The sequence below is a fragment of the Thermosynechococcus sp. genome, assembly GCF_025999095.1.
Lineage (GTDB): Bacteria > Cyanobacteriota > Cyanobacteriia > Thermosynechococcales > Thermosynechococcaceae > Thermosynechococcus.
Genome location: NZ_AP024678.1, coordinates 1,729,801 through 1,751,648, shown reverse-complemented (window position 1 = coordinate 1,751,648; position 21,848 = coordinate 1,729,801). Strand labels below are relative to the sequence as shown.

At 54.3% G+C, this 21,848-nt stretch carries 15 protein-coding genes; 5 read left to right on the top strand and 10 right to left on the bottom strand.

The annotated features are described in order from the left end of the window. Positions 1–21: 21 nt before the first annotated feature. From Q0W94_RS08580 to lipA, 3 genes are all read right to left on the bottom strand, one after another. Positions 22–1,254 (bottom strand): response regulator, encoded by a 1,233-nt coding sequence (locus tag Q0W94_RS08580; protein WP_297757831.1) that lies wholly within the window; start codon positions 1,252–1,254, stop codon positions 22–24. A gap of 237 nt (positions 1,255–1,491) precedes the next feature. Then, complete coding sequence (locus Q0W94_RS08575) at positions 1,492–3,249, bottom strand: iron uptake porin (protein WP_297757828.1); 1,758 nt, start codon at positions 3,247–3,249, stop codon at positions 1,492–1,494. Positions 3,250–3,437: 188 nt separating this feature from the next. Then, entirely contained in the window at positions 3,438–4,310 is an 873-nt protein-coding gene (gene lipA, locus Q0W94_RS08570) for a lipoyl synthase (protein ID WP_297757825.1), read from the bottom strand. A gap of 172 nt (positions 4,311–4,482) precedes the next feature. On the opposite strand from lipA, the gene Q0W94_RS08565 reads away from it, so the two are divergent. From Q0W94_RS08565 to Q0W94_RS08555, 3 genes are all read left to right on the top strand, one after another. Continuing rightward, positions 4,483–5,451, top strand: coding sequence for a protochlorophyllide reductase (locus Q0W94_RS08565; RefSeq protein ID WP_297757822.1), 969 nt, complete (start codon positions 4,483–4,485; stop codon positions 5,449–5,451). Positions 5,452–5,530: 79 nt separating this feature from the next. Continuing rightward, a complete protein-coding gene (gene gndA / locus Q0W94_RS08560) occupies positions 5,531–6,973 on the top strand; it encodes an NADP-dependent phosphogluconate dehydrogenase (RefSeq protein ID WP_297757819.1) in 1,443 nt (480 codons plus the stop codon). Positions 6,974–7,095: 122 nt separating this feature from the next. Then, a complete protein-coding gene (locus Q0W94_RS08555) occupies positions 7,096–8,859 on the top strand; it encodes an ABC transporter ATP-binding protein (RefSeq protein WP_297757816.1) in 1,764 nt (587 codons plus the stop codon). On the opposite strand, the gene glgB is transcribed toward Q0W94_RS08555, so the two are convergent. The 4 genes from glgB to Q0W94_RS08535 form a co-directional block, all read right to left on the bottom strand. Then, positions 8,856–11,156, bottom strand: coding sequence for a 1,4-alpha-glucan branching enzyme (gene glgB / locus Q0W94_RS08550; RefSeq protein ID WP_297757813.1), 2,301 nt, complete (start codon positions 11,154–11,156; stop codon positions 8,856–8,858). The two genes, Q0W94_RS08555 and glgB, sit on opposite strands and share 4 nt — an antisense overlap. Positions 11,157–11,239: 83 nt before the next feature. Further along, positions 11,240–12,331: a quinone-dependent dihydroorotate dehydrogenase gene (locus Q0W94_RS08545; protein WP_315863118.1), complete on the bottom strand. Its 1,092-nt coding sequence runs from the start codon at positions 12,329–12,331 to the stop codon at positions 11,240–11,242. A gap of 56 nt (positions 12,332–12,387) precedes the next feature. Next, positions 12,388–12,930 carry a hypothetical protein gene (locus Q0W94_RS08540; RefSeq protein ID WP_297757807.1) on the bottom strand — a complete coding sequence of 181 codons (543 nt, stop codon included), beginning with the start codon at positions 12,928–12,930 and terminating at the stop codon, positions 12,388–12,390. A 132-nt stretch (positions 12,931–13,062) separates the two neighbouring features. After that, positions 13,063–13,749 (bottom strand): energy-coupling factor ABC transporter ATP-binding protein, encoded by a 687-nt coding sequence (locus tag Q0W94_RS08535; protein WP_297757804.1) that lies wholly within the window; start codon positions 13,747–13,749, stop codon positions 13,063–13,065. 63 nt (positions 13,750–13,812) lie between these two features. Between Q0W94_RS08535 and Q0W94_RS08530 the strand changes: the two genes are divergently transcribed. Then, positions 13,813–15,963 (top strand): HAD-IIB family hydrolase, encoded by a 2,151-nt coding sequence (locus Q0W94_RS08530; RefSeq protein ID WP_297757802.1) that lies wholly within the window; start codon positions 13,813–13,815, stop codon positions 15,961–15,963. An 81-nt stretch (positions 15,964–16,044) separates the two neighbouring features. On the opposite strand, the gene Q0W94_RS08525 is transcribed toward Q0W94_RS08530, so the two are convergent. Both Q0W94_RS08525 and Q0W94_RS08520 read right to left on the bottom strand, forming a co-directional pair. Continuing rightward, positions 16,045–18,084, bottom strand: a complete 2,040-nt coding sequence (locus Q0W94_RS08525; RefSeq protein WP_297757799.1) for a putative PEP-binding protein — start codon at positions 18,082–18,084, stop codon at positions 16,045–16,047. 61 nt (positions 18,085–18,145) lie between these two features. Then, positions 18,146–20,377, bottom strand: a complete 2,232-nt coding sequence (locus Q0W94_RS08520) for a bifunctional (p)ppGpp synthetase/guanosine-3',5'-bis(diphosphate) 3'-pyrophosphohydrolase (RefSeq protein WP_297757797.1) — start codon at positions 20,375–20,377, stop codon at positions 18,146–18,148. Positions 20,378–20,604: 227 nt separating this feature from the next. Between Q0W94_RS08520 and Q0W94_RS08515 the strand changes: the two genes are divergently transcribed. Continuing rightward, positions 20,605–21,279, top strand: coding sequence for a hypothetical protein (locus Q0W94_RS08515; RefSeq protein WP_297757795.1), 675 nt, complete (start codon positions 20,605–20,607; stop codon positions 21,277–21,279). Here Q0W94_RS08515 and purE read toward each other — a convergent pair. Continuing rightward, complete coding sequence (gene purE / locus Q0W94_RS08510; protein WP_297757793.1) at positions 21,254–21,775, bottom strand: 5-(carboxyamino)imidazole ribonucleotide mutase; 522 nt, start codon at positions 21,773–21,775, stop codon at positions 21,254–21,256. The two genes, Q0W94_RS08515 and purE, sit on opposite strands and share 26 nt — an antisense overlap. Between the last annotated feature and the right edge of the window lie 73 nt (positions 21,776–21,848).

Here is a 21,848-nt window from a genome sequence, read left to right as displayed (position 1 = left end):
TCCCCCACCCCTTGCCTGCCCCTAGGTCAAGTATTGAAACACCATTTTCAAGAGTTCTGCCTGGGTAAAGGGCTTCGTCATGTAATCCGTCGCCCCCACAAGACGGGCTTTTGCCCGGTCAATGAGCCCTGTGTTACCTGTAACCATAATTACCGGTACTGACCTCAGGCGTTCATGGTTGCGGATGACTTTACAAAACTTATAACCGTCAATATTGGGCATCCCCACATCCAAAAGAATGAGATCGGGGTTGAGACGCATCACCTCCATCAGGGCTTTTACGGAATCGTTGAGGGCAATTACCTCAAAGGCATCATCGGCTAAAAACCGCTTCATTTCATTGAGGATCGTTGGACTATCGTCGATGCAGACAATGCGATAGGTGCGATTCGCAACTTGGGAGGTAAAAAAGCCACTCCCTGTGTCGCCACTGTCCTCAACAACAGCGGGTGTGGTTTCCTGCCACAAACTGAGATCAAAATTGGGCAGTAAGTCAAAGGGATGTTGGGGTTCCCGAACCACCACCGCTCCTTTATCAATTAAGGGCAAGAGGCTCCGCACCAGCGTCACTTCATTTTGATTCAGCAGCACTGCCAAGTGGCGAAAGCTAAAGCCCCGCAATAGAGAGCCCAAACGTTGCTGCTGCTCAGGCGTTAAGTTCACTTGGGCACTACTAAAAAAGTAGGGGCGCTGAAAGGGCGAGACAATTTTGTGGCCAAGGCTCAACCACTCCTGAATTCGCCCCTTACAGGCCTGAATCAGGCGGTTGGCCTCAAAGCGACTCACAATTGGGACCTCAATGTAGGGCACTAGCTGGTGATGACCCCGTTTGAGATAGAGAAAGGACTCCAGGACTTCAAGAATGAACCCCTCCACCAACTGGGAAAACTGCGCTGGGGTAATGATCTTTTCGGTAAGCAACCAGCGCAAACTCTCATATTCATAAATAGGGGTGGGGGTATTGGCCTGCTCCCATTGTTGGCGTACCTGGGCTCGCAATTGACGATCCAGGGCAGGGACGCTGTAGCTCAGTTGCCGCAAATGTCGTTCAAAGCGATCGCCCGGCTCAATGGTATGGGTAGCATAAACAATATCCCCGCGATCAAAGTAAAGAAACCACTGCTGGCCTTCAACGCTGACCTTAAAGCAACCGGTGCCCCCTGAGGTACTCAGTTGCTGAAGCAATTCCTCAGGCTGAAGTGTTTCTGTAGATTCCAATGTTCCCCCGCCACGCAAACCAGAATCTGATGCCATTAGATCAATCTCCGTTCGCCGAAGTCCACCGAGGTCTTGCTGAGCTTCAGCAACAGCCAACGATTACCGGATAATGAAATTATATTTAACCAGTGCTGGCCAAAAGATGAAAGAAGACTTCAGAAAAGTTAATGACTTTGACAACGGCAAGTAAACAGCCCTGGAAAAAATAAAACCCATAAAAAAGCCCCTCCCCATAGGGGAGAGGGGAAAGAGCTGAAGGTAAACTTCGCCGCCTTAGAACGTAAAGGTGGTGCGAATCACCCCTTGAAGAATGGGCTGGCCGGAAATGAGGCCGCCACCGTTAGTATTGTTGGGGTTAATGATGGCCGTGAAGATGGGCGTGATGCTGATGTTATCACTGATGGGGAATTTGTAGAAGGCCTCCACATTCACTTGATTGGCATTGTTGATGGCGCCAGCAGCGGGGGCACTGTTAATAAAGGGTGCTCCCGCAGCAGCAGCTAACACTGACCCCGGCACCAGCAAGTCTTTGTAGCCAATGCCAGCCATGAAGTTGTAGGCCATCATACCTGCCGCTGGCAAGCCGAAGAAGGAGAAGGGTAGGGGCGAAACCTGTGGGAAGTAAGTATTAGGAATGCCTGCCACCCCGGCGCGGCCAAAGATACCCAAACGACCAAGGTTGAGCTCAAAGTTAATGCCGCCAGCTTGGGCCTCAATGCCGTAGGTCTTGGAGTAGGTGCCCTGAAGTTTGACGGCGTAGCTGTTTTTACCACCACCAAATTTGTTGGCATACTCCAGCTCTAACGAGGCTTGGAAGGGATCGCCACCAAAGCCACCCCCTGGGCTTGGGGGAGCAATCCCGGCTGCCGCCCGTCCTGCCTCTGCGGCAACATACAATGCCCGCACCGTAAAGGGACCTTCCTTGGGATTCCATTGGATGGCGGCACCAGCTCCCCCTAGGAAGTTCATGGCATAGGGGACAATAAAGGGGTTATTCAGGAAAAAGTAGGTCCCAAAGTCACTGGCGGGGGAGTTTGCCCAGCTATTGGTGTCAATAATGTCACTGGGATAGAATTGAGGGCCGGCGGTAATGGTAATGTCCTTAATGGGCTTAAAGCTATAGGCAAGGCGGTATAGGTTAACGCCTGGACCAATACCAGACCAGAAATATTGACTCGGGCTAAAGTAGGGCAGTGGGGCTGTGAAAACATCAGCAGGAATACCTAATGTTGTGGCTTGCTGGAGACCCAAGCCATAGGTGCTAATGGCATCGCGGCCGTTATTGCCCGTAGAGAGGGTAGTTTGCAGTAGGTCGGTGCCCGTGAAGCTGGTATTCAGGTTCAGCAAAACCCCAGCAATGACCGTGGGATTTGTTCGGCCAGGAGCAGCCACAGCGTTACCAGCAATAGATGGATTCGGGCTACTGGGGCGGCCACCATACTGAACGGACATCACTGCCGTTCCTGTCAGTTTTGTGGTTGTGGAAAATTGCTGGGCCTCTAGCTGGGCCGTGCGGGCTTCCAGCTTGTCTACCCGACCGCGCAGGGTCGCCAACTCTGCTTTGAACTCGTCCATCAGTTTTTGCAGAGTGGCCAAGTCCTCCTTGGTGGCAAAGCGATCGCTAATCACATCGAGGCACGCGTTCAAGGCTGCTGCCATCTCATAGCGGGTGGCTGCACGATTGCCTCGGAAGGTGCCATCAGGGTAACCAGCAATACAGCCATACTTCTCTACTAGCGAAGCCAAGGCTTGGTAGGCCCAGTCAGTGGGGCGGACATCAGAGAGCTGAGAAACAGAGGTGACCTGCCCCATGGATTCTTCGTTGGCAAGAAGCTCACTAACAGAGGTAACGGTGCTAGAAGCGTCTGCCATAGGGTTGGCAGCAGGCACCGCTTCAGAGACTTGGAGATTTTGTGGTTCAGCAGTAATCGGGTTTTCAAAGCTGGCAGGCTCATTGGCGGTAGCAATATTAGCCCCTGCAACCACACTCAGTAGGCTCAAGCTACCCGCTAACAGGTAAGTCTTTTTCACGATGTTACTCCTCACTCACGAGCATTTGGGTTCAGCAGAGCGATCAGCTCATTTTGCTGCCCCTAGTACTTAGCTTACACAATACGGCTTAAATCTGCTGCAAGCCGATTATGCAAGTTCCGATAGATCCTAAGGGCTTCCATTTCAATTTGTCAAATACTTTGTTTTGATTTGTTGACACTGAAAATTTAGCCTGCTTCACCCGCATGGTAGGAGCTGCGTACAAGGGGGCCCGATCGCACGTGGGAAAAGCCCAATTCCCGTGCACTGTTCCCCAAGGTGTTAAATTCTTCAGGTGTCCAATACTTGACCACAGGTAAATGACTCAACGAAGGGGGCAGATATTGTCCCAAAGTCAGGCGATCGCACCCCACCCTGCGCAAATCCTTTAGGGTCTCGATGATCTCTGCTTCTGTTTCCCCTAAGCCCAACATTAGTCCCGACTTTGTGGGTATATCAGGATTGAGTTCTTTGACAGTGGCTAAGACTCGCAGTGAACTCTCATAGGTCGCCCCCCGTCGCACAGGCCCCTGTAAGCGCCGTACTGTTTCGAGGTTGTGGTTGTAGCAGGCAGGCCGTGCCGCCACAATTTGGGCAATGCAATCCCGTTGCGGCACCCGACCCCGGTCCATGCGAAAGTCGGGAGTGAGCACCTCAATTTCCGTCTGTGGGCAGCGCTGGCGGATCGCGTGCATCGTCGCCACAAACTGACCCGCCCCTTGATCTGGCAAGTCATCGCGAGCCACAGAGGTTAAAACCACATAGCGCAATCCCAAGGTGGCCACAGCAGCGGCAATTTTGGCGGGCTCCTCTGGATCCACGGCGGCGGGAGCTTGGCCCTTCTGCACTTGGCAAAAGGCACAGGCACGGGTACAAGTCGCACCCAAAAGTAAAAAGGTGGCGGTTTTTTGGCTGTAACACTCACCGCGATTGGGACAGCGCCCCTCTTCACAAATCGTGTGAATTCCGTACTGACGCACTAGGCGCTGCACAGTGGAGATCTCGCTGGCTGTGCCCAGGGGCTTGCGCAGCCACGGCGGCAGGGGTTGGGGGGCTCTCATAGAGTGTGGTTAATCTTGAACATAGGCAGGAGGTGAGCCAGATACAAAACTTGATTAACTATCGAGTCTATTTATTAAGTAACTGTAAATGATCCCTGGGGGTGTTCCTAGGGAGCGATCGCTTCTATGGCAGGATTAATAGCGATGTTACCGCAGCGATACCACAGAACCTATGAGTGATCAGCCACGCCCAACGGTCATTATTACGGGTGCATCCTCTGGAGTCGGATTGTATGCTACCAAAGCCTTAGCCAATCGGGGCTGGCACGTTGTTATGGCCTGCCGCAATCTTGAAAAAGCAGAGCAAGCCGCCAAAGACTTGCAGATTCCGCCGCAGGCCTACAGCATTTTGCATTTGGACTTGTCCTCCCTGGCCAGTGTGCGCGGCTTTGTTGAAGCATTTCGGGCATTGAATCGCCCCTTACGTGCCCTTGTCTGCAATGCTGCTGTCTATTATCCGCTGCTCAAGGAACCAATCTACAGTGTGGATGGCTATGAAATAACGGTAGCCACCAATCACTTGGGGCATTTTCTTTTGATCAACCTCCTACTAGAAGACTTGAAAAATTCTCCCGAAAGCGATAAGCGAGTGGTGATTCTCGGTACTGTCACAGCCAACCGCAAAGAACTCGGCGGTAAAATCCCCATTCCGGCGCCCCCCGATCTGGGGAACCTCGAGGGCTTTGAGAAGGGCTTCAAGAAGCCCATTGCCATGATTAACGGCAAGCCCTTCAAGTCGGGCAAGGCCTACAAAGACAGCAAGCTCTGCAATATGCTGACGGCACGGGAACTGCATCGCCGCTTTCACGACAGCACCGGAATTGTGTTTAATTCCCTTTACCCCGGTTGTGTGGCCGACACACCCCTATTTCGCAACCACTTCCCCCTCTTTCAGAAGCTTTTCCCCCTCTTCCAGAAGTACATTACGGGTGGTTATGTCAGCCAAGACCTAGCCGGGGAACGGGTAGCAATGGTTGTGGCAGACCCAGAGTTTCGCCAGTCGGGGGTGCATTGGAGCTGGGGGAATCGCCAAAAAGAAGGCCGCCAAGCCTTTGTTCAAGAACTTTCGGCAGAGGGTCGTGATGAGCAAAAAGCGCGGCGTCTTTGGGAGTTGAGCGAAAAACTGGTGGGATTGGCCTAAAAGTTAATCCCTTCTTCCATTCCTCCTGCTGAGCTTGCCGCTATGGTGGAAGTGATCCTTGCCATTGCAGGACGGATGTATGTCACAGCAAGATTTTGGCGTTATTGGCCTTGCCGTCATGGGGGAAAACCTTGCCCTCAATGTGGAGCGCCATGGATTCTCGGTGGCGGTTTATAATCGCACCCCCGCCCGCACCCAGGCGTTCATGGCTGAGCGTGCTGCCGGCCGTCGTTTTCAGGCTACCTATTCCCTTGAGGAATTTGTCGCCTCCCTTTCACGGCCGCGGCGGATTCTGGCAATGGTCAAAGCAGGCAAGCCCGTGGATGATTTGATTCAGCAACTCAAGCCGCTTCTTGAGCCGGGTGACATTTTGATTGACGGTGGCAATTCGCTCTACACCGATACGGAGCGGCGGGTGGCAGAAATGGCGGCGGCGGGGCTGTGCTTCTTTGGGATGGGGGTCAGTGGTGGAGAGGAGGGGGCCCTCAATGGTCCGAGTCTGATGCCGGGGGGCAGTCGTGAGGCCTATCAGGCCCTGGAACCCATCCTCACCAAAATTGCCGCCCAAGTGGAGGATGGCCCCTGTGTGACCTACATTGGGCCGGGAGGAGCGGGGCACTTTGTCAAGATGGTGCATAACGGCATTGAGTATGGGGATATGCAACTCATTGCCGAGGCCTATGATCTGCTGAAAAATCTCCTCGGTCTCAACCATCAACAACTCCATGAAGTTTTCAAAGGCTGGAACGAGACCCCTGAACTGAATTCGTTTTTAATCGAAATTACCAGCAAGATTTTCACCTACATTGACCCGCAAACCCAGTTGCCCCTCGTGGATGTGATTCTAGATGCAGCGGGCCAAAAGGGAACCGGTCGTTGGACGGTGGCTACTGCCCTTGAATTGGGAGTGGCAATCCCAACAATTACGGCGGCGGTGAATGCTCGCATTCTGTCCTCAATGAAGGCAGAACGATTGGCAGCCGCCCCAGCCCTCCCCGGACCGGTGGCCCAGTTTAGCGGTAATTGCCAGGAGTTCATTGACAAAGTTCGGGATGCCCTCTACTGCTCAAAGGTTTGCTCCTATGCCCAGGGTATGGCTCTGATTGCCAAAGGCTCGCAGCAATTGTTTGAAAACCAACTCAATCTGAGTGAGATTGCCCGCATCTGGAAAGGGGGCTGCATTATTCGCGCTGGGTTTTTGAGCAAGATTCAGCAGGCCTATAGCGAGAATCCGCGACTGGCTAATTTGCTGCTGGCGCCGCAGTTTCGTCAGAGCGTTCTTGATAAACAGGCGGCGTGGCGGGAGGTTTTGGTGGAGGCAACCCGTGCGGGAATTGCTGTGCCGGCTTTTGGGGCGTCGTTGGAGTACTTCGATAGCTATCGGCGCGATCGCCTGCCGCAAAATCTGACGCAAGCGCAGCGGGACTTCTTTGGCGCCCACACCTACGAGCGAATTGATCAGCCGGGAACCTTCCACACGGAGTGGGTGCCGATTCAGGAAGCAGGCAACGCCGCTGTTTGAGAGGCCGGTAGGAGAGCTGCAGACACTGCTAGCCAAGGGAACAATTCTTTAGTTTATCTTAAGAATTAGGCGAGTCATCTGCTTGCCTGTGATGCTCCAGCACCTTGGGGAGGTCAAAGCCCTTGCAGCCGCTGCTCCGACTCCTGCACCACAGCCAACGCTACCAAGGCCAAGTTTGGCAAGCCTCCCTCTGCTCTGTGCTCAATAAAATTTTTGACCTTGCTCCCCCGGTCTTAATTGGCATTGCCGTGGATTTGGTGGTGAAGCGGCAGGATTCCCTCCTTGCCCGCTGGGGACTAGCGACATTCGAGCAGCAGCTTTTGGCCTTAGCGGGTCTATCGTTTGTGATTTGGAGCTTGGAGTCGCTCTTTGAGTATGCCTATGCCCGCAGTTGGCGCAACCTCGCCCAGCAGATTCAGCATGATTTGCGCCTCGAAACCTATGCCCATGTCCAGGAGATGGACTTGGCGTTTTTTGAGGAGCGCAGCAGCGGTGTTTTGCTTTCGATTCTCAACGATGACATTAACCAACTCGAGCGATTTTTAGATGGTGGTGCTAATGAAATTTTACAAGTGACGACGACGGTTGTCGTTATTGGCGGCATTTTCTTTTATTTAGCGCCCCAGGTGGCCATCTGGGGCATGCTGCCCATGCCCTTGATTCTCTGGGGGTCGGTGCTCTTTCAGCGGCGACTTGCTCCTCGCTATGCGGATGTGCGGGAAAAGGCGGGACTGCTCAATGAACGCTTGGCCAACAACATTACGGGTATTCAAACCATTAAGAGCTTTACGGCGGAAGCCTACGAACTGCAACGCCTGCGCTTGGAGAGTGACGCTTACCGGCAGAGTAATCGTCGCGCCATTCGCCTCAGTGCGGCCTACATTCCTCTGATTCGTTTTGTGATTTTATTTGGCTTTACTGGAACCTTGGTCTTGGGGGGCTTTGCTGCGTTTCAGGGGCGCTTGGATGTGGGCTCCTACAGCACGATGGTCTATCTCATTCAACGGCTGCTGTGGCCCTTGACCCGTTTGGGGGAAACCCTGGATCAGTATCAGCGAGCCATGGCCTCAACGCAGCGGGTGCTGAATTTGCTAGAAACGCCGATTGCGATTTGTGCGGGCGATCGCCCCCTGGAGCCGCGCCATGTTCAAGGGGACGTACGCTTTGAAGGCGTCAGCTTTGCCTACAGTGGCCGGGCACCGGTGCTGAAAAATGTCAGTTTCCATGTTCCTGCCGGTCGCACAATTGCCATTGTCGGCTCCACCGGTTCGGGTAAAAGTACATTGGTCAAGCTGTTACTGCGATTCTATGAAGTCCAACAGGGGCGTATTCTCCTTGATGGTGTGGATATTCGCGAGTATCGGCTGCGGGACCTGCGCCGGGCCATTGGCTGGGTGAGTCAAGATGTCTTTCTCTTCCACGGCACCGTATTTGAAAACATTGCCTATGGCAGTCTGGGGGCAACCCTTTCTGAGGTGATCCAAGCAGCAAAACTGGCTGAAGCCCATGATTTCATTGAGCAACTGCCCCAGGGCTACGATACGGTGGTGGGGGAGCGCGGGCAAAAACTCTCCGGCGGTCAGCGGCAACGGCTGGCGATCGCCCGCGCCCTTCTCAAAGATCCACCGATCCTGGTACTCGATGAAGCCACATCCGCCGTGGATAACGAAACCGAAGCGGCCATCCAGCGCTCCCTCGTCCATATTACCGCCCATCGCACCACAATTGCCATTGCCCACCGCCTCTCCACCATTCGCCACGCCGACTGCATTTACGTTCTCGAAAGGGGTGAAATTGTGGAACAGGGGACCCACGCAGCCCTCTTGGCTCAGCAGGGGGTTTATTACAACCTTTGGCAAGTCCAAGCGGGCCTTCTCAAGACCTAGGACCTAAGATTATAGCGGGCCCGCTCCGCCGCTGTCTTCTCGCGGTCCAGTTTCAAAATCAGCACTGCCAAGGGGGGCAAACACAAATCAAGGGAATAGCGGCGGTTGTGGTAGGGCCACTCATCGGCCCACTTGCCCCCTAGGTTGCCCATATTGCTGCCGCCGTACTCGCGGGCATCACTGTTAAACAGTTCCCTATAGAAGCCATGCTCGGGTACGCCGATGCGATAGTGGCTATGGGGCTGGGGGGTGAAGTTGCAGACAACAACCACAAAATCTTGGTAGTCTTTGTCCCAACGGATGAAGGAAACCACGCTGTGGCGATTGTCACTACAGTCAATCCACTCAAAGCCCTCCTGTTTGAAGTCTTGGGTATAGAGGGCCGGTTGGGAACGGTAGAGGTGATTCAGATCCTGAAAGAAGCGTTTGGTTTGCTGATGGGGTTCGTATTGCAGCAGGTGCCACTCTAAATCACTCCAGACATTCCACTCGCTCCATTGGGCAAACTCCATCCCCATAAACATGGTTTTTTTGCCGGGGTGGGTGAACATATAGGCAAACAAACAGCGCAGGTTCGCAAATTTCTGCCAGCGATCGCCGGGCATTTTGCCAATGATGTGACTCTTGCCGTGGACCACCTCATCGTGGGAGAGCGCCAGCATGAAGTTTTCACTGTGGTGGTACCACATACTGAAGGTGACATTGTTTTGGTGAAATTGGCGGAACCACGGATCCATGCTGAAGTAGTCAAGAATATCGTGCATCCAGCCCATGTTCCACTTCAGGTTAAAGCCCAATCCCCCCATGTAGGTGGGCCAAGAAACCATCGGCCAAGCCGTTGACTCCTCGGCGATTGAGAGAATCCCCGGAAAGTAACTAAAGATCACGTGGTTCACTTGGCGCAGGAAGTTGGCCGCCTCTAAATTTTCTCGGCCGCCATATTCATTGGGGACCCACTCGCCCTCCTTGCGGCCGTAGTCGAGATAGAGCATCGAGGCCACGGCATCCACGCGAATGCCGTCAATATGGTACTTGTCAAACCAAAAGAGCGCATTGGCCACCAGAAAATTGCGCACCTCATGGCGGCCATAGTTAAAGACCAGGGTGCCCCATTCCTTGTGTTCGCCCTTGCGCGGGTCCGCATGTTCGTACAGATGGGTGCCATCAAAGAATGCTAGCCCATGGCCGTCCTTGGGAAAGTGTCCCGGTACCCAGTCGACGATGACGCCGATGCCGTTTTGGTGGCACTGATCCACGAAATACATAAAGTCTTGGGGGCTGCCATAGCGGGAGGTGGGGGCATAGTAGCCCGTCACCTGATAGCCCCAAGACCCATCAAAGGGATGCTCAGCAATAGGCAACAGTTCAATGTGGGTATAGCCCAATTCCTTAACGTAGGGAATGAGTTTGGCCGCCAATTCACGATAGGTGAGGAAGCGGGCCCAGGGCTTGAGTTCTGCCACCTGTACGGGTTCTTGGGGTTGACCATCGGCACCAATGGGGGGATCCTCCATGGAGGCATGGAGCCACGATCCTAGGTGCACCTCATAGACAGAAATCGGTTGGGTGAGGGGGTCGGTGTGGCGCCGTTTTTCCAGCCAGTCGTTGTCACCCCATTCGTAGCTATTGAGGTCGGTGACAATGGAAGCAGTCTTGGGACGCGGTTCTTGGTAGAAGCCATAGGGGTCAGACTTTTCGTAGATGTGGCCCTCTTGGTTCTTAATTTCGTATTTATAGTGCTCACCGACACCCAAGCCGGGGATAAAGAGTTCCCAGATGCCATTGCCCCGTCGTGCCATTTGGTGTTTGCGGCCATCCCAGTGGTTAAAGTTACCAATGACAGAGACATTGCGGGCATTGGGGGCCCACACGGCAAAATAGACCCCCTCCACCCCATCCACCGTCAGCAGGTGTGCCCCCAGTTTTTCATAGATGCGGTGGTGATTACCCTCAGCAAAGAGATGGACATCAAAATCCGTCAGCTTTGGAGAGCGGAAGGCATAGGGGTCATAGATCACCCGCTCGTGGCCATTTTCGTAGATTTTCAATTGGTAGTTATTGAGTTCTGCTACAGGAATATGGCACTCGAAAAAGTGGGGGTGGTGCACCGGTGTCATCGGATATTCTTGCCGCTGCTCCGGACAGAGGACACTCACCCGCTCGGCATTGGGTAAGTAGGCACGTACCGCCCACACGGATTGGCCATTTTGCTGAATCTGATGACATCCCAAAATTTCAAAGGGATCGTGGTGCCGGTTGGAAACAATGCGGTCAATCTGCTCGGGCGAAACGGTCATATTTTTATACTTTCGTAAAATATAGGGACAATACTATAGAAAAGTTAACAATTAGAATGCTCCCCTTGACAAGGGTATAGAGGCTATTTCTCTGGTTTCTCTGGATTGGCGGCGTGGGCTAAGAGTCCTTTGAGTAGCTCCCGCAATAGGCTCGGTCCTTGGTAAATCCAACCGGTGTAGAGTTGCACCAGTGTTGCACCGGCCGCCAGTTTTTCAATCACATCCTCGGGTGTGAAAATTCCCCCCACCCCAATAATCGGCAGAGTGCCCTGGGTCTGCTTGTGGATAAAGCGAATCACGGCGGTGGCCCGCTGTCGTAGAGGCGCCCCACTGAGACCGCCGGCCTCCTCTGCGGGCGATCGCCGAGTGGCAGGAATCATCTTGGTTTTTAGCCCTTCCCGGGCCACTGTAGTATTGGTGGCTACAATTCCGGCCAGTTCATAGGCTTGAATTAGCCTCAAAATGACAACAATCTGCTCCCAACTCAAATCGGGGGCAATTTTCAGGAGAAGAGGCTTGCGGGGGTGATTGGCGGCTTGTAGCGCCTCCAAAATGGGTTCCAGTTGTTCCTTGGCTTGCAGGTCCCGGAGCCCCGGCGTGTTGGGCGAACTGACATTGATCACAAAATAATCCCCCAGGGGATGGAGGCGGCGGAAACTGGCTAGGTAATCCTCTTTTGCGGCTTCCAAGGGGGTAATTTTTGACTTACCCAGGTTAATGCCAATGGGAATCGTTGGGGCGGGCGATCGCTCGAGTAGGGCAGCCATGGCCTCTGCGCCAGCATTATTAAACCCCATGCGATTGAGGGCAGCGCGATCAGCCGGGAGGCGAAAGAGGCGCGGCCGAGGATTGCCCGGCTGTGGATGCCACGTGACGGTGCCCAATTCGGCAAAGCCAAAACCAAAGGCCGCCCAGACATTACTTGCTACCCCATTCTTATCAAACCCCGCCGCCAAACCAATGGGATTCGGAAAGCGCAATCCCCACACCTGCCGCTCTAGGCGCGGGTCGGAAAGGGCATACCGTTGCTGGAGTTGTTGCCGCAGCCAAGCCCCCAGGGAACGATCTTGATTGAGCCACCCACAGAGAGAGATAAACTGCTGGTGCAGAAATTCTGGATCCGCCTGCAAGCCAGCAAAAAGCAGTGGCCGCAGCAGGTGGCGATAGGGATCAATGGCCATCCGGACTGCCACTGCTTCACCTCAAAGGGCTAATTGGCAACACTCTCCCCCTAGTCCAGATAGCCCATGAGGACAGGGGAATCGTCAATAATGTTGGAGGCAACGGGACGCTCGCCCGCAGCATAGTAGGTTTCAGTAATTTGGAGACCACTGGTGGTAATCGGACGGATGCCCATCCAATTCACTGTCTCGACAATTTCAAAGTCATCCGCCGCCACTGGCCGCACCCCCATGATGTTGAGGGTTTCAACCACCCGAAACTTAGTTGCCACAATGGGGCGAATACCAGCGGAGTTGATGCTGTCATAAATTTGTAGACCACTGCTGAGCACAGGCCGCTCGCCGGCATCTTTGATCATGTGCACCACTTGCACCGGACTGGCCTCAATGGGACGTAGGCCGGCACTATTAAAGGTTTGCCACACCACAATGTCACTGGCCTTGGTGGTGCCTGCGGGGGCAAGAGCTGTTTTTTCGGCCAGGGAGACCATTTGACCGCTATTTTCCTTGGCGGGAGAGTTTGGGCGCCGGGCAGGACGACTCCCTTTGGCCGTGGGTTCTTCAGGGGGTGGGGTTTGGGAGGGTTCAGTCATGGCGATCGCTCCTACTGCAATAATTCAATCCTACAGGTGAATTCCTATGCAAGCATTCTATATTTTCTTTGATCATAGCAGCCAAAGAAGGGGACCAGCGGTTTGCAACATCGCTTTCGGTGAAAGAACGCTTCAAGCATGTACCAGGGGCATCATGTCACTGGGTGCCCCTTGGCCAATCACTTTGCCGCGATCAAGCACAATGGCACCATCCGCTTGCGCCAGCTCATCCAGGCGATGGGTGACCCACAGCGCCGCCATGCCTTGAGTGTTGACCAGTTGGCGCACATAGCCCAAGAGTTCCCGCTGGCTATCGGGATCAAGGAGTGCCGTGGGTTCATCAAGCAACAGCACCCGGCAATGGCGAGCAATCGCTCCGGCAATGGCCACCCGCTGTTTTTGGCCACCACTGAGGGCATAGATGGGACGGCGTTCTAGCCCCTGCAAATTCACGGCTTGCAGCGCAGCACTGACGCGCTCGCGCACCTGCCAATAGTTCAGGGACTCGCCATTGAGACTAAAGGCAATATCGGCCCCCACACTGGGCATGACCAGTTGGTGATCAGGATTTTGGAAAACAAAACCCAGGGGCTGCTCCACATAGACTTCACCCCTTTGGGGCTGCAAAAGTCCCCCCAAAATACGGATCAAGGTTGACTTGCCGCTGCCATTGCGGCCCAGGAGCATCCACAGTTGTCCTTGGGGAATTGCCAAGGATACCTGATCCAGAACTAAAGTCTCTGGCGACCAGCCAAAGGAGACCTCTTTGAGATGAATTGCTGCGGGAATTGCTGCCATGGGGTTTTGGACAATGCGCATATTTTTCGATAGGGTGAGGAGGTCTGCCCATTGAGTTATCGGCTACCAAGGCAGGGAGCGGCTATGCAAGAGGGATTATACATTGTCCTGATCAGTATTCATGGCTTAATTCGGGGCGATCGCCTGGAACTGGGGCGAGATGCCGATACGGGAGGACAAACGCGCTATGTGGTTGAACTGGCCAAAGCCCTTGCCGCCCATCCTCGGGTTGCCCAGGTGGACTTGGTAACTCGGCTGATTCCCGATGCCAAGGTGGCTCCCGACTATGCCCAGCCCATTGAGCGGATTGGCGATCGCGCCCGCATTGTCCGTCTCGCCTGTGGTCCTCGCCGCTATTTGCGCAAAGAAGTGCTTTGGCCCTATCTAGACGTCTTTGCCGATGAACTGTTGCGCCATCTCCGCCAAAGTGGGCGCCTGCCCGATGTGATCCACAGTCACTATGCCGATGCGGGTTATGTGGGCTGCCGTGTGGCTGGCTGGTTGGGGGTTCCCCTGGTGCACACTGGGCATTCCCTCGGACGGGTGAAGCGACAGCGACTCCTGGTCCAGGGCAGTAAGCCCGATGCCATTGAAGAGCAGTTTCACTTTACGACGCGCATCGAAGCCGAGGAGCAAACCCTAGCCAGCGCCGCCCTGATTATCGCCAGTACCCATCAGGAAGTCGAACAGCAGTATCGCCTCTACGATCAATACGACCCGGCACGGATGGCCGTGATTCCGCCGGGGATAGATACCAGCCGCTTCTATCCAGCCCCTGTGCCAGCCAATTTACCGTTTCGCAAGGAATTGCGTCGCTTTTTGCTGGAGCCGGAAAAGCCCTTTATCTTTTGCCTCTCTCGACCAGTACCACGTAAGAATGTGGCTGCTCTACTCAATGTCTATGGCAGCGATCCGTTTTTGCAGGAGCGAGCGAATCTCGTTTTAGTTCTCGGCAATCGCACCGATATTAGCAAAATGGAGGCCAGCCCTCGCCAAGTCTTGACGGAAGTCTTTTTGCTGGTGGATCGCTATGACCTCTATGGCAAAGTTGCCTATCCGAAAACCCACAGGAGTGATGAAGTCCCCGATCTGTACCGTTTAGCCGCGCAGCAACGGGGGATTTTTATCAATCCGGCGCTGACCGAACCCTTTGGCCTGACGCTCATTGAAGCGGCTGCCTGTGGATTGCCGATTTTGGCCACAGCGGATGGCGGGCCGCAGGAGATTATCCGCCACTGTCGTAATGGGTTGCTCTTTGATCCCCTAGATCGAGAAGCCATTCGCCACGCCCTGCATCAAGCCTTTCAAAGCGATCGTCAGTGGCAGACTTGGGCAGACAATGGCCTGAAGGGGGTACAGGCCCACTACTCTTGGCGCAGTCATGTGGAGAGGTATCTGCAGGCCCTTGATCAACTGACGCAAAAGTCGGTGTTGCCCGTGTTGAGTGTGCAACGGCAACCGCTTCAGTGCCAGACTCATCAACTGCCAACCACCCTGACCCGGAACCGCCTGCTCACCCTCGAACGCCTGTTGATTAGTGATATTGACAATACCTTGATTGGCGATCGCGCCGCCCTTGAGCAATTATTAACCCTGCTCCAACGCCGTCCCGAAATGGGCTTTGGGGTAGCAACGGGGCGTCACCTAGAAATTACCCTAGAGGTGCTCCAGGAGTGGGGTGTGCCGATTCCCGATGTTTTAATTACATCCGTGGGCAGTGAAATTTACTATGGCCCCCACCTTGTCCCCGATACCAGTTGGCAGCAGCACATTAGCTATCGCTGGGAACCCCAACGGGTCAGAGCGACCCTCGCCAATGTTGCCGGCTTGACGCTACAACCGCCTGAGAATCAGCGTCCCTACAAAATTAGCTACAATGTGGATACCAGGGTTCTCCCCAGCATTACACCGGTGTTGCGCCTGCTACGGCAGCAGAAACTCCATTGTCGGCCGATTTTCTCTCACAATCAGTTCTTAGATATTTTGCCTTTGCGCGCCTCTAAGGGCGATGCCCTGCGCTATCTTGCCCTGAAGTGGGGCTACCCGCTGCAAAAACTTTTAGTTGCCGGCGATTCCGGCAATGACGAAGAAATGCTAACGGGGAATACCCTTGCTGTTGTTGTGGGCAATCATAGTCCGGAATTGGCAAAGTTGCGCGATCGCCCCCATATATACTTTGCCAAGGGTCACTATGCCCAAGGGATCCTCGAAGCCATTGAACACTACGGGTTCTAAGCATCGATCAATTTAGCCATAGGCAATCGTCCCCTAGGGGCAATTTGCCATTCAAGGGCCGGCAACGCTAGCAGAGGGGCACTAGAGGTGACTCAGGACCTGGCTAACCCCTTCTGGGCTAACGGAAATACTGTCAATGCCCAAGTCAATTAACCAGGGCAGCCAATGGGGATGGCGGACGGGGGCTTCACCACAGAGACTACAGCCTAAATGATGGGCTTTTGCCCCCTGAATCAGTTGGGCGATCGCGCCCCTAACGGCAGGATGGTCTTCGTTTAATTCTGGTAGGGCCATTTCGCGATCAATCCCCAACAGCAGTTGGGTGAGATCATTGGTGCCAATGGTAATGCCGGCAACCCCAACCTTGGCCAGATCGGCCAGCAAAAATAGCATGGCCGGCACCTCCGCCATGACCCACAGTTCCACGCCAGCATCTGGTGTCAGGTGGTGTTCCGCAAGGGCCCGTTGACAATAAACCACCTCAGCGACACTGCGCACAAAGGGGAGGATAATGCGCAGAGGGCACGATTCTAGACGGTGGGCGATCGCCAGCGCCGACAGCTCCAAGTGAAATAGTTCTGGACAATGGGAATAGCGACTCACCCCCCGCAGTCCCCAATCGGTTTCCGGTTCAAAGCGATGTCCCCCCAAAAGTTGCCGATAATCTGCTGGCCGTAAATCCAAGGTGCGATAAAAGAGGGGACGGGGGGCGATTGCCCGCATGAATTGACACAGGTGCTGCACCCAGCGATCGCGCAACTGCTCAGCTTCCCCCTGCTCTAGCCAATGATAGGGATGGCGATGATCCAAAAAGGCCAATAGCATCAACTCTGAGCGCAATAGGCCAATGCCCTCACAGGGGAGCGATCGCAATAAGCGTAGGGCACTGACTTGACTCACATTGACCATGACCTGCAAAGGCAACCGCTTGACCAGCGGCGGTAAGGGGGCTTGCGGAGCGGCGGTCGCCACCACCGGCAACGGCTCTGGGGGCAGTTGATAGATAGCTCCCCGGTGACCATCAAGAAACAGCGTCATTCCCGAACGAATCTGCTGGGTGGCATTAGCTACATTCACCACCGCTGGCCGTCCCAATTCCCGTGCCAGAATTGCCCCATGGCTCGTTAGCCCTCCCTGCTCACAAATCACACCAACGGCAGCATTCACGAGGGGCAACCAGTGGGGAGGAATACTTTTGCTCACCAAAATCCGTCCCGCCACGGCGGCCGGGGCACAGGGGTCGGTGACCACAATGGCAGGGGCGATCGCCTGCCCCGGAGCGGCAGGGAGCCCTTTAGCCAGGAATGTGCGCTCTACCGCCTGCGGCACAGGCTCAATTGGCAGAGGTTCTGCTAAGCACTGTCCCCACCACACCTGGGTCTGGCTGCGATGCCAAACCCAGAGATGGGACGCCGCCCCGCGACGGGCCTGCTCCAGGTGTTGCTCCGCGGCGGGCGTCAGCTCAATGCCCTTGGGTGGCAGGGGAAGGCCTTGATGGGGTAGAGCAACACCGCTGGCGATCGCCTTCAACCTCGGCTCCCTCCCTATCCACCAGCCTGAAGCAACAATAGTACTTAGGGGATAAAGCAAGATCACCGCCTTGAGCTGACAAAAATCCCATCCCTGCTGCCAATAGGCATAGAGATTCTTGGCTTGAACAAGGGCAGCAAAGGCGGCTTCGATCTCCCGATGACACAGGGGCAAACTGGGATAGTTTAAGACTGTCCCACGACCCAGCCCCCAAGGTAAGTCCACAGCCCCCTGCCAAAGATAGGTCGTGAGAACCAGATGACAGTCCCCCCCCTGTTGTTGCCAAAAGTGATGACACTCAGCAAAAATTGTTTCTAACTCTCCCACCTCTAAGGGCGGCAATTGATGGGTGATCTCTAAAGCCAGGGCCTTGAAATCCGCCGCATTGGGGGGCATCTGCTGCCAGCGATCGCAGGCTGCTTGCCACAGGGGAATGACGCCAGAGCGCAACTGTTGCCAGACAGGGGTAGAAATCAACCACACAGGATGAGGCGGTGGCAAGACTTTTTGCGTCTTTTGCAGGGCAACCAATGTTGGGGAAAGAGCTTCGGCTGGGTACTGCTGTAGGGGTTCCAGAAGGAGTGATGTCACAAACGCATTCCTTAATTGTCTCCTTAATCGTCCTTGGGGGGCTGGGAGCCGACGATCCTACTTAGGGAGAACTGACTTCCGTTGGCTGACGGCGACAAATGTTGAGGACATCAGTGATTTTTCTAATTTGCGCCAAGATACGATCCAACTGCTTTGCATTCACAATATCAATACACAAATCAATAGTTGCTGTGCCCGTCGGATGCGTGTGGACATTGGCTCGCCGTACATTAATTTGATGATCGGTTAAACGGGTCAAAATATCCTTAAGAATACCAACGCGATCAATGACCTCAATTTGCACATCCACAGGGTAGGTTTGGGGACGGTGTTGATTGACGTTGGTATTCCAACTCACCGGAATCAGGCGATCGCTCGACACCGCCTCTAGGCTGCTACAGCCCTGACGATGAATGGAAATACCCCGACTGCCCAGCGTCACTACACCAATAATCGGCTCATCGGGCACAGGACAACAGCAGCCGGCAATGTGATAAACCAAGCCCTCCACCCCCAGAATCGGAGAATCACTGGGTTTTGTGGTTGCCGGTACACGGTTAACAGGGGCCGATTCCGAAGGCAGTTCCAGTGGAGTTGTCTCTGGACGTGCCAGGGTAATTGCCCGCAGCCGATTCACCACCAGATTCAGCGTGATTTCACCATAGCCCAGGGCCGCCACTAGGTCATCCACACTTTGGTAGTTGCTGCGCTCTGCCACCTGCTGCATTTGCGGTGACTTCAGGAGTGCTTCCAAACCGGCTTTGCCCAGTTCTTTCTCTAGTAATTCCCGTCCCCGTTGCAGGTTTTCCTCACGGCGCGATCGCTTGTACCACTGGCGAATACGGTTGCGTGCCGTTGTTGTTTTAACAAAGTTCAACCAATCCAAACTGGGGTGAGCTGTTTTTTGAGTGAGAATTTCCACAATGTCGCCATTGCGCAGGGGGGTATCTAAGGGCACCATCCGACCATTCACCCGTGCCCCAGCACAGTGATTCCCGATATCGGTGTGAATACGGTAGGCAAAGTCAAGGGGCGTTGCCCCCTGTTGCAGGGCAAGGACATCCCCTTGGGGCGTGAAAACATAGACCTCCTTATCAAAGAGATCATCGCGAATGCTGTCAAGATATTCCTGCGCATCCTTGAGGTCATTTTGCCAATCCAGCAGTTGGCGTAGCCACGTAAATTTTTGATCTTGGACACTCCACTGCTGCGGCAAGGAGTGACCCGTTTCTTTGTACTTCCAGTGGGCAGCAATGCCATACTCAGAGACGTGGTGCATCGCCAAGGTGCGAATTTGCACCTCCAAGGGGCGTCCACCGAGGCCAATAACTACGGTGTGCAGCGATTGATACTGGTTGGGTTTGGGCAGACTAATGTAGTCCTTGAACCGCCCCGGCACCGAAAGAAAACAGTCATGGACAATCGCAAGGGCACGATAGCACTCATCCTTTGTGGCTACAAGGATGCGAATGCCTGCTATATCATAGATTTCATGGAATTCTTTCTGCTGCCGCATCATTTTTTGGTAGATGCTGTAGAGGTGCTTGGGACGGCCACTAATTTCTAGGTAGCCAAAGCCCATCCCCGATAACCGCTCTTGAAGAATTTGAATGGCCTGCTGCAGTTGGGCCTCGCGATTGGCGCGCTTTTCGGCCACCAATTCTTGAATGCGGCGGTAGGCCTCTGGCTCCAGGTACTTAAAGGCCAAATCCTCGAGTTCCCACTTGATCCGCCAAATCCCCAAGCGGTTGGCCAAAGGAGCAAAGACATCCCGGGTTTCTTGGGCAATGGCACGGCGGCGATCTTCCGGCAGATACTCCAGGGTGCGCATATTGTGCAGGCGATCGGCCAGCTTGACGACGATGACACGAATATCCTGCGCCATCGCCAAAAACATGCGCCGGAAACTTTCCGCTTGCCGCTCCGTTTTACTGGAGAAGTTAAACTTCGAGAGCTTGGTGACCCCTTCCACCAGTCGCCGCACCTCAGCACCAAAATTTGCTTCTAGCTCCTCTGCAGTAATAGCGGTATCCTCAATCACATCGTGGAGCAACCCCGCCGCCATAAGCGCTGGCCCACCCCCTAAATCCCGCAAAATACTCGCCACTGCCACAGGATGGGCAATGTAGGGTTCCCCTGAGGCCCGCCGCTGTCCTTGGTGCAAGTCATAGGCAAATTGAAACGCTCGACAAACCAAATCATCCCCATTCTCAGGATTTGGATTTTGCAGGCACGTCGCTAACCAATCGGGTAATTCAATATCAGTCGGCAAGCTAGGTGCAAAAGCGTTCATGGCGGCAGGCGATCGAGAAAGCAGCATAGTGAATTCGAGTACGTATATTTTAATTCAATTTCATCCCCAGCGCCGGCATTAACTAGAGCGCCAACGCTTCTTGCTCCCCTAATTTTTGGGGTCACGGGTTGATCAATTCCTTATCTCCCCTAACATGGCAACTAAGCACCTGCATCCCTCAGAGAAAGAAGAGAAAGACAAAAACGATGGGAACCCCACTGACGCCAATGACTCGGCATTACATCCTGCGGTTGCTCAACCAAGGCAGCGCTCCCTTGGCGTGGCTAGAGCAGAATTTGGAAAAAGCGGCGCAGCATCGGGAGCAGGATATTCTTTCTCGCCTCGAATCTTTAGCGCCTTCAGAAGTGGCAGCAGTGGAAATGATTGTGCGCCTGCACCGCTCCCTCAGTCGCACCGCCGCGGGGAATTCTGATGCCTCTGTGCAGCTAAAAACCCTGGAGCAGAAACTATTCCGTATCTTGGGGGTGACGCCACCAACAGCGGTTGCTCCCTCTGAGATCAGCGCCGCTTCTGCTGCTCAGGCGCCGCTGCAACTGGCTCAGGTGCTGGAGCACTTGAACCGCGTTAGCAAAGTAGCTCAAAAGTATTTAGGCAGCAGAATTGTTGCCAATTACTGGCGAGCCTCACGCCCCCCTAGTAGCTGGTGTGCTGATTTCCTTGTCAGCGATGACGGTTCCATTACCTACCACGGCGCTCTACCGCCTCAGCAGGTTTTGGTCAACTCAAGCCAACAGGAGCAGTTGGAAACATGGTTAGTGAGTTTTATTGATCAATGTCGTTGTATTCTCCCCCTCTTTAGACATGATCTACAAAAGGCGGGGCTCTCGGGTTCTTCCCTTCGATCTGAATCAGGGATTACTGCTGTTTCAGATAAGCGCTAGCCCCGAGTGTTTGCAGTTTTTCATTCTTGGCGCTGACCGTGGCTGCTAATTCTTGACGATAGGCAATCACTTGCTTCAGCAGCTCTGGATCATGACTGGCCAACAGTTGGACGGCCAATAGGCCTGCATTTTGGGCATTGCCAATGGCAACCGTGGCGACGGGGATCCCAGCCGGCATCTGCACAATTGAGTAGAGGGAGTCCAGCCCCTGCAAATGGCGGCTCGGCACAGGGACGCCAATCACGGGGAGGGGGGTTAGGGAGGCTATCATGCCCGGCAAGTGAGCAGCACCCCCCGCACCGGCAATAATGACTTTTAGACCCCGCTGATGGGCATTTTGAGCAAATTCCACCATGGCAAGGGGAGTGCGGTGGGCTGAGAGAATCGCCACTTCATAGGGAAGGCCAAAGCGCTCACAAATGGCGATCGCCCCCTGCATGGTCGGCAAATCGGAATCACTGCCCATGACAATGGCAACCAGCGGCGTTTCTGACATGCCTCTTCTTACTCCCGCAGCAAAGGTGCAACCTCATCCTACAGCTCTTTTGAGTGGAGCGAGATATTATTTC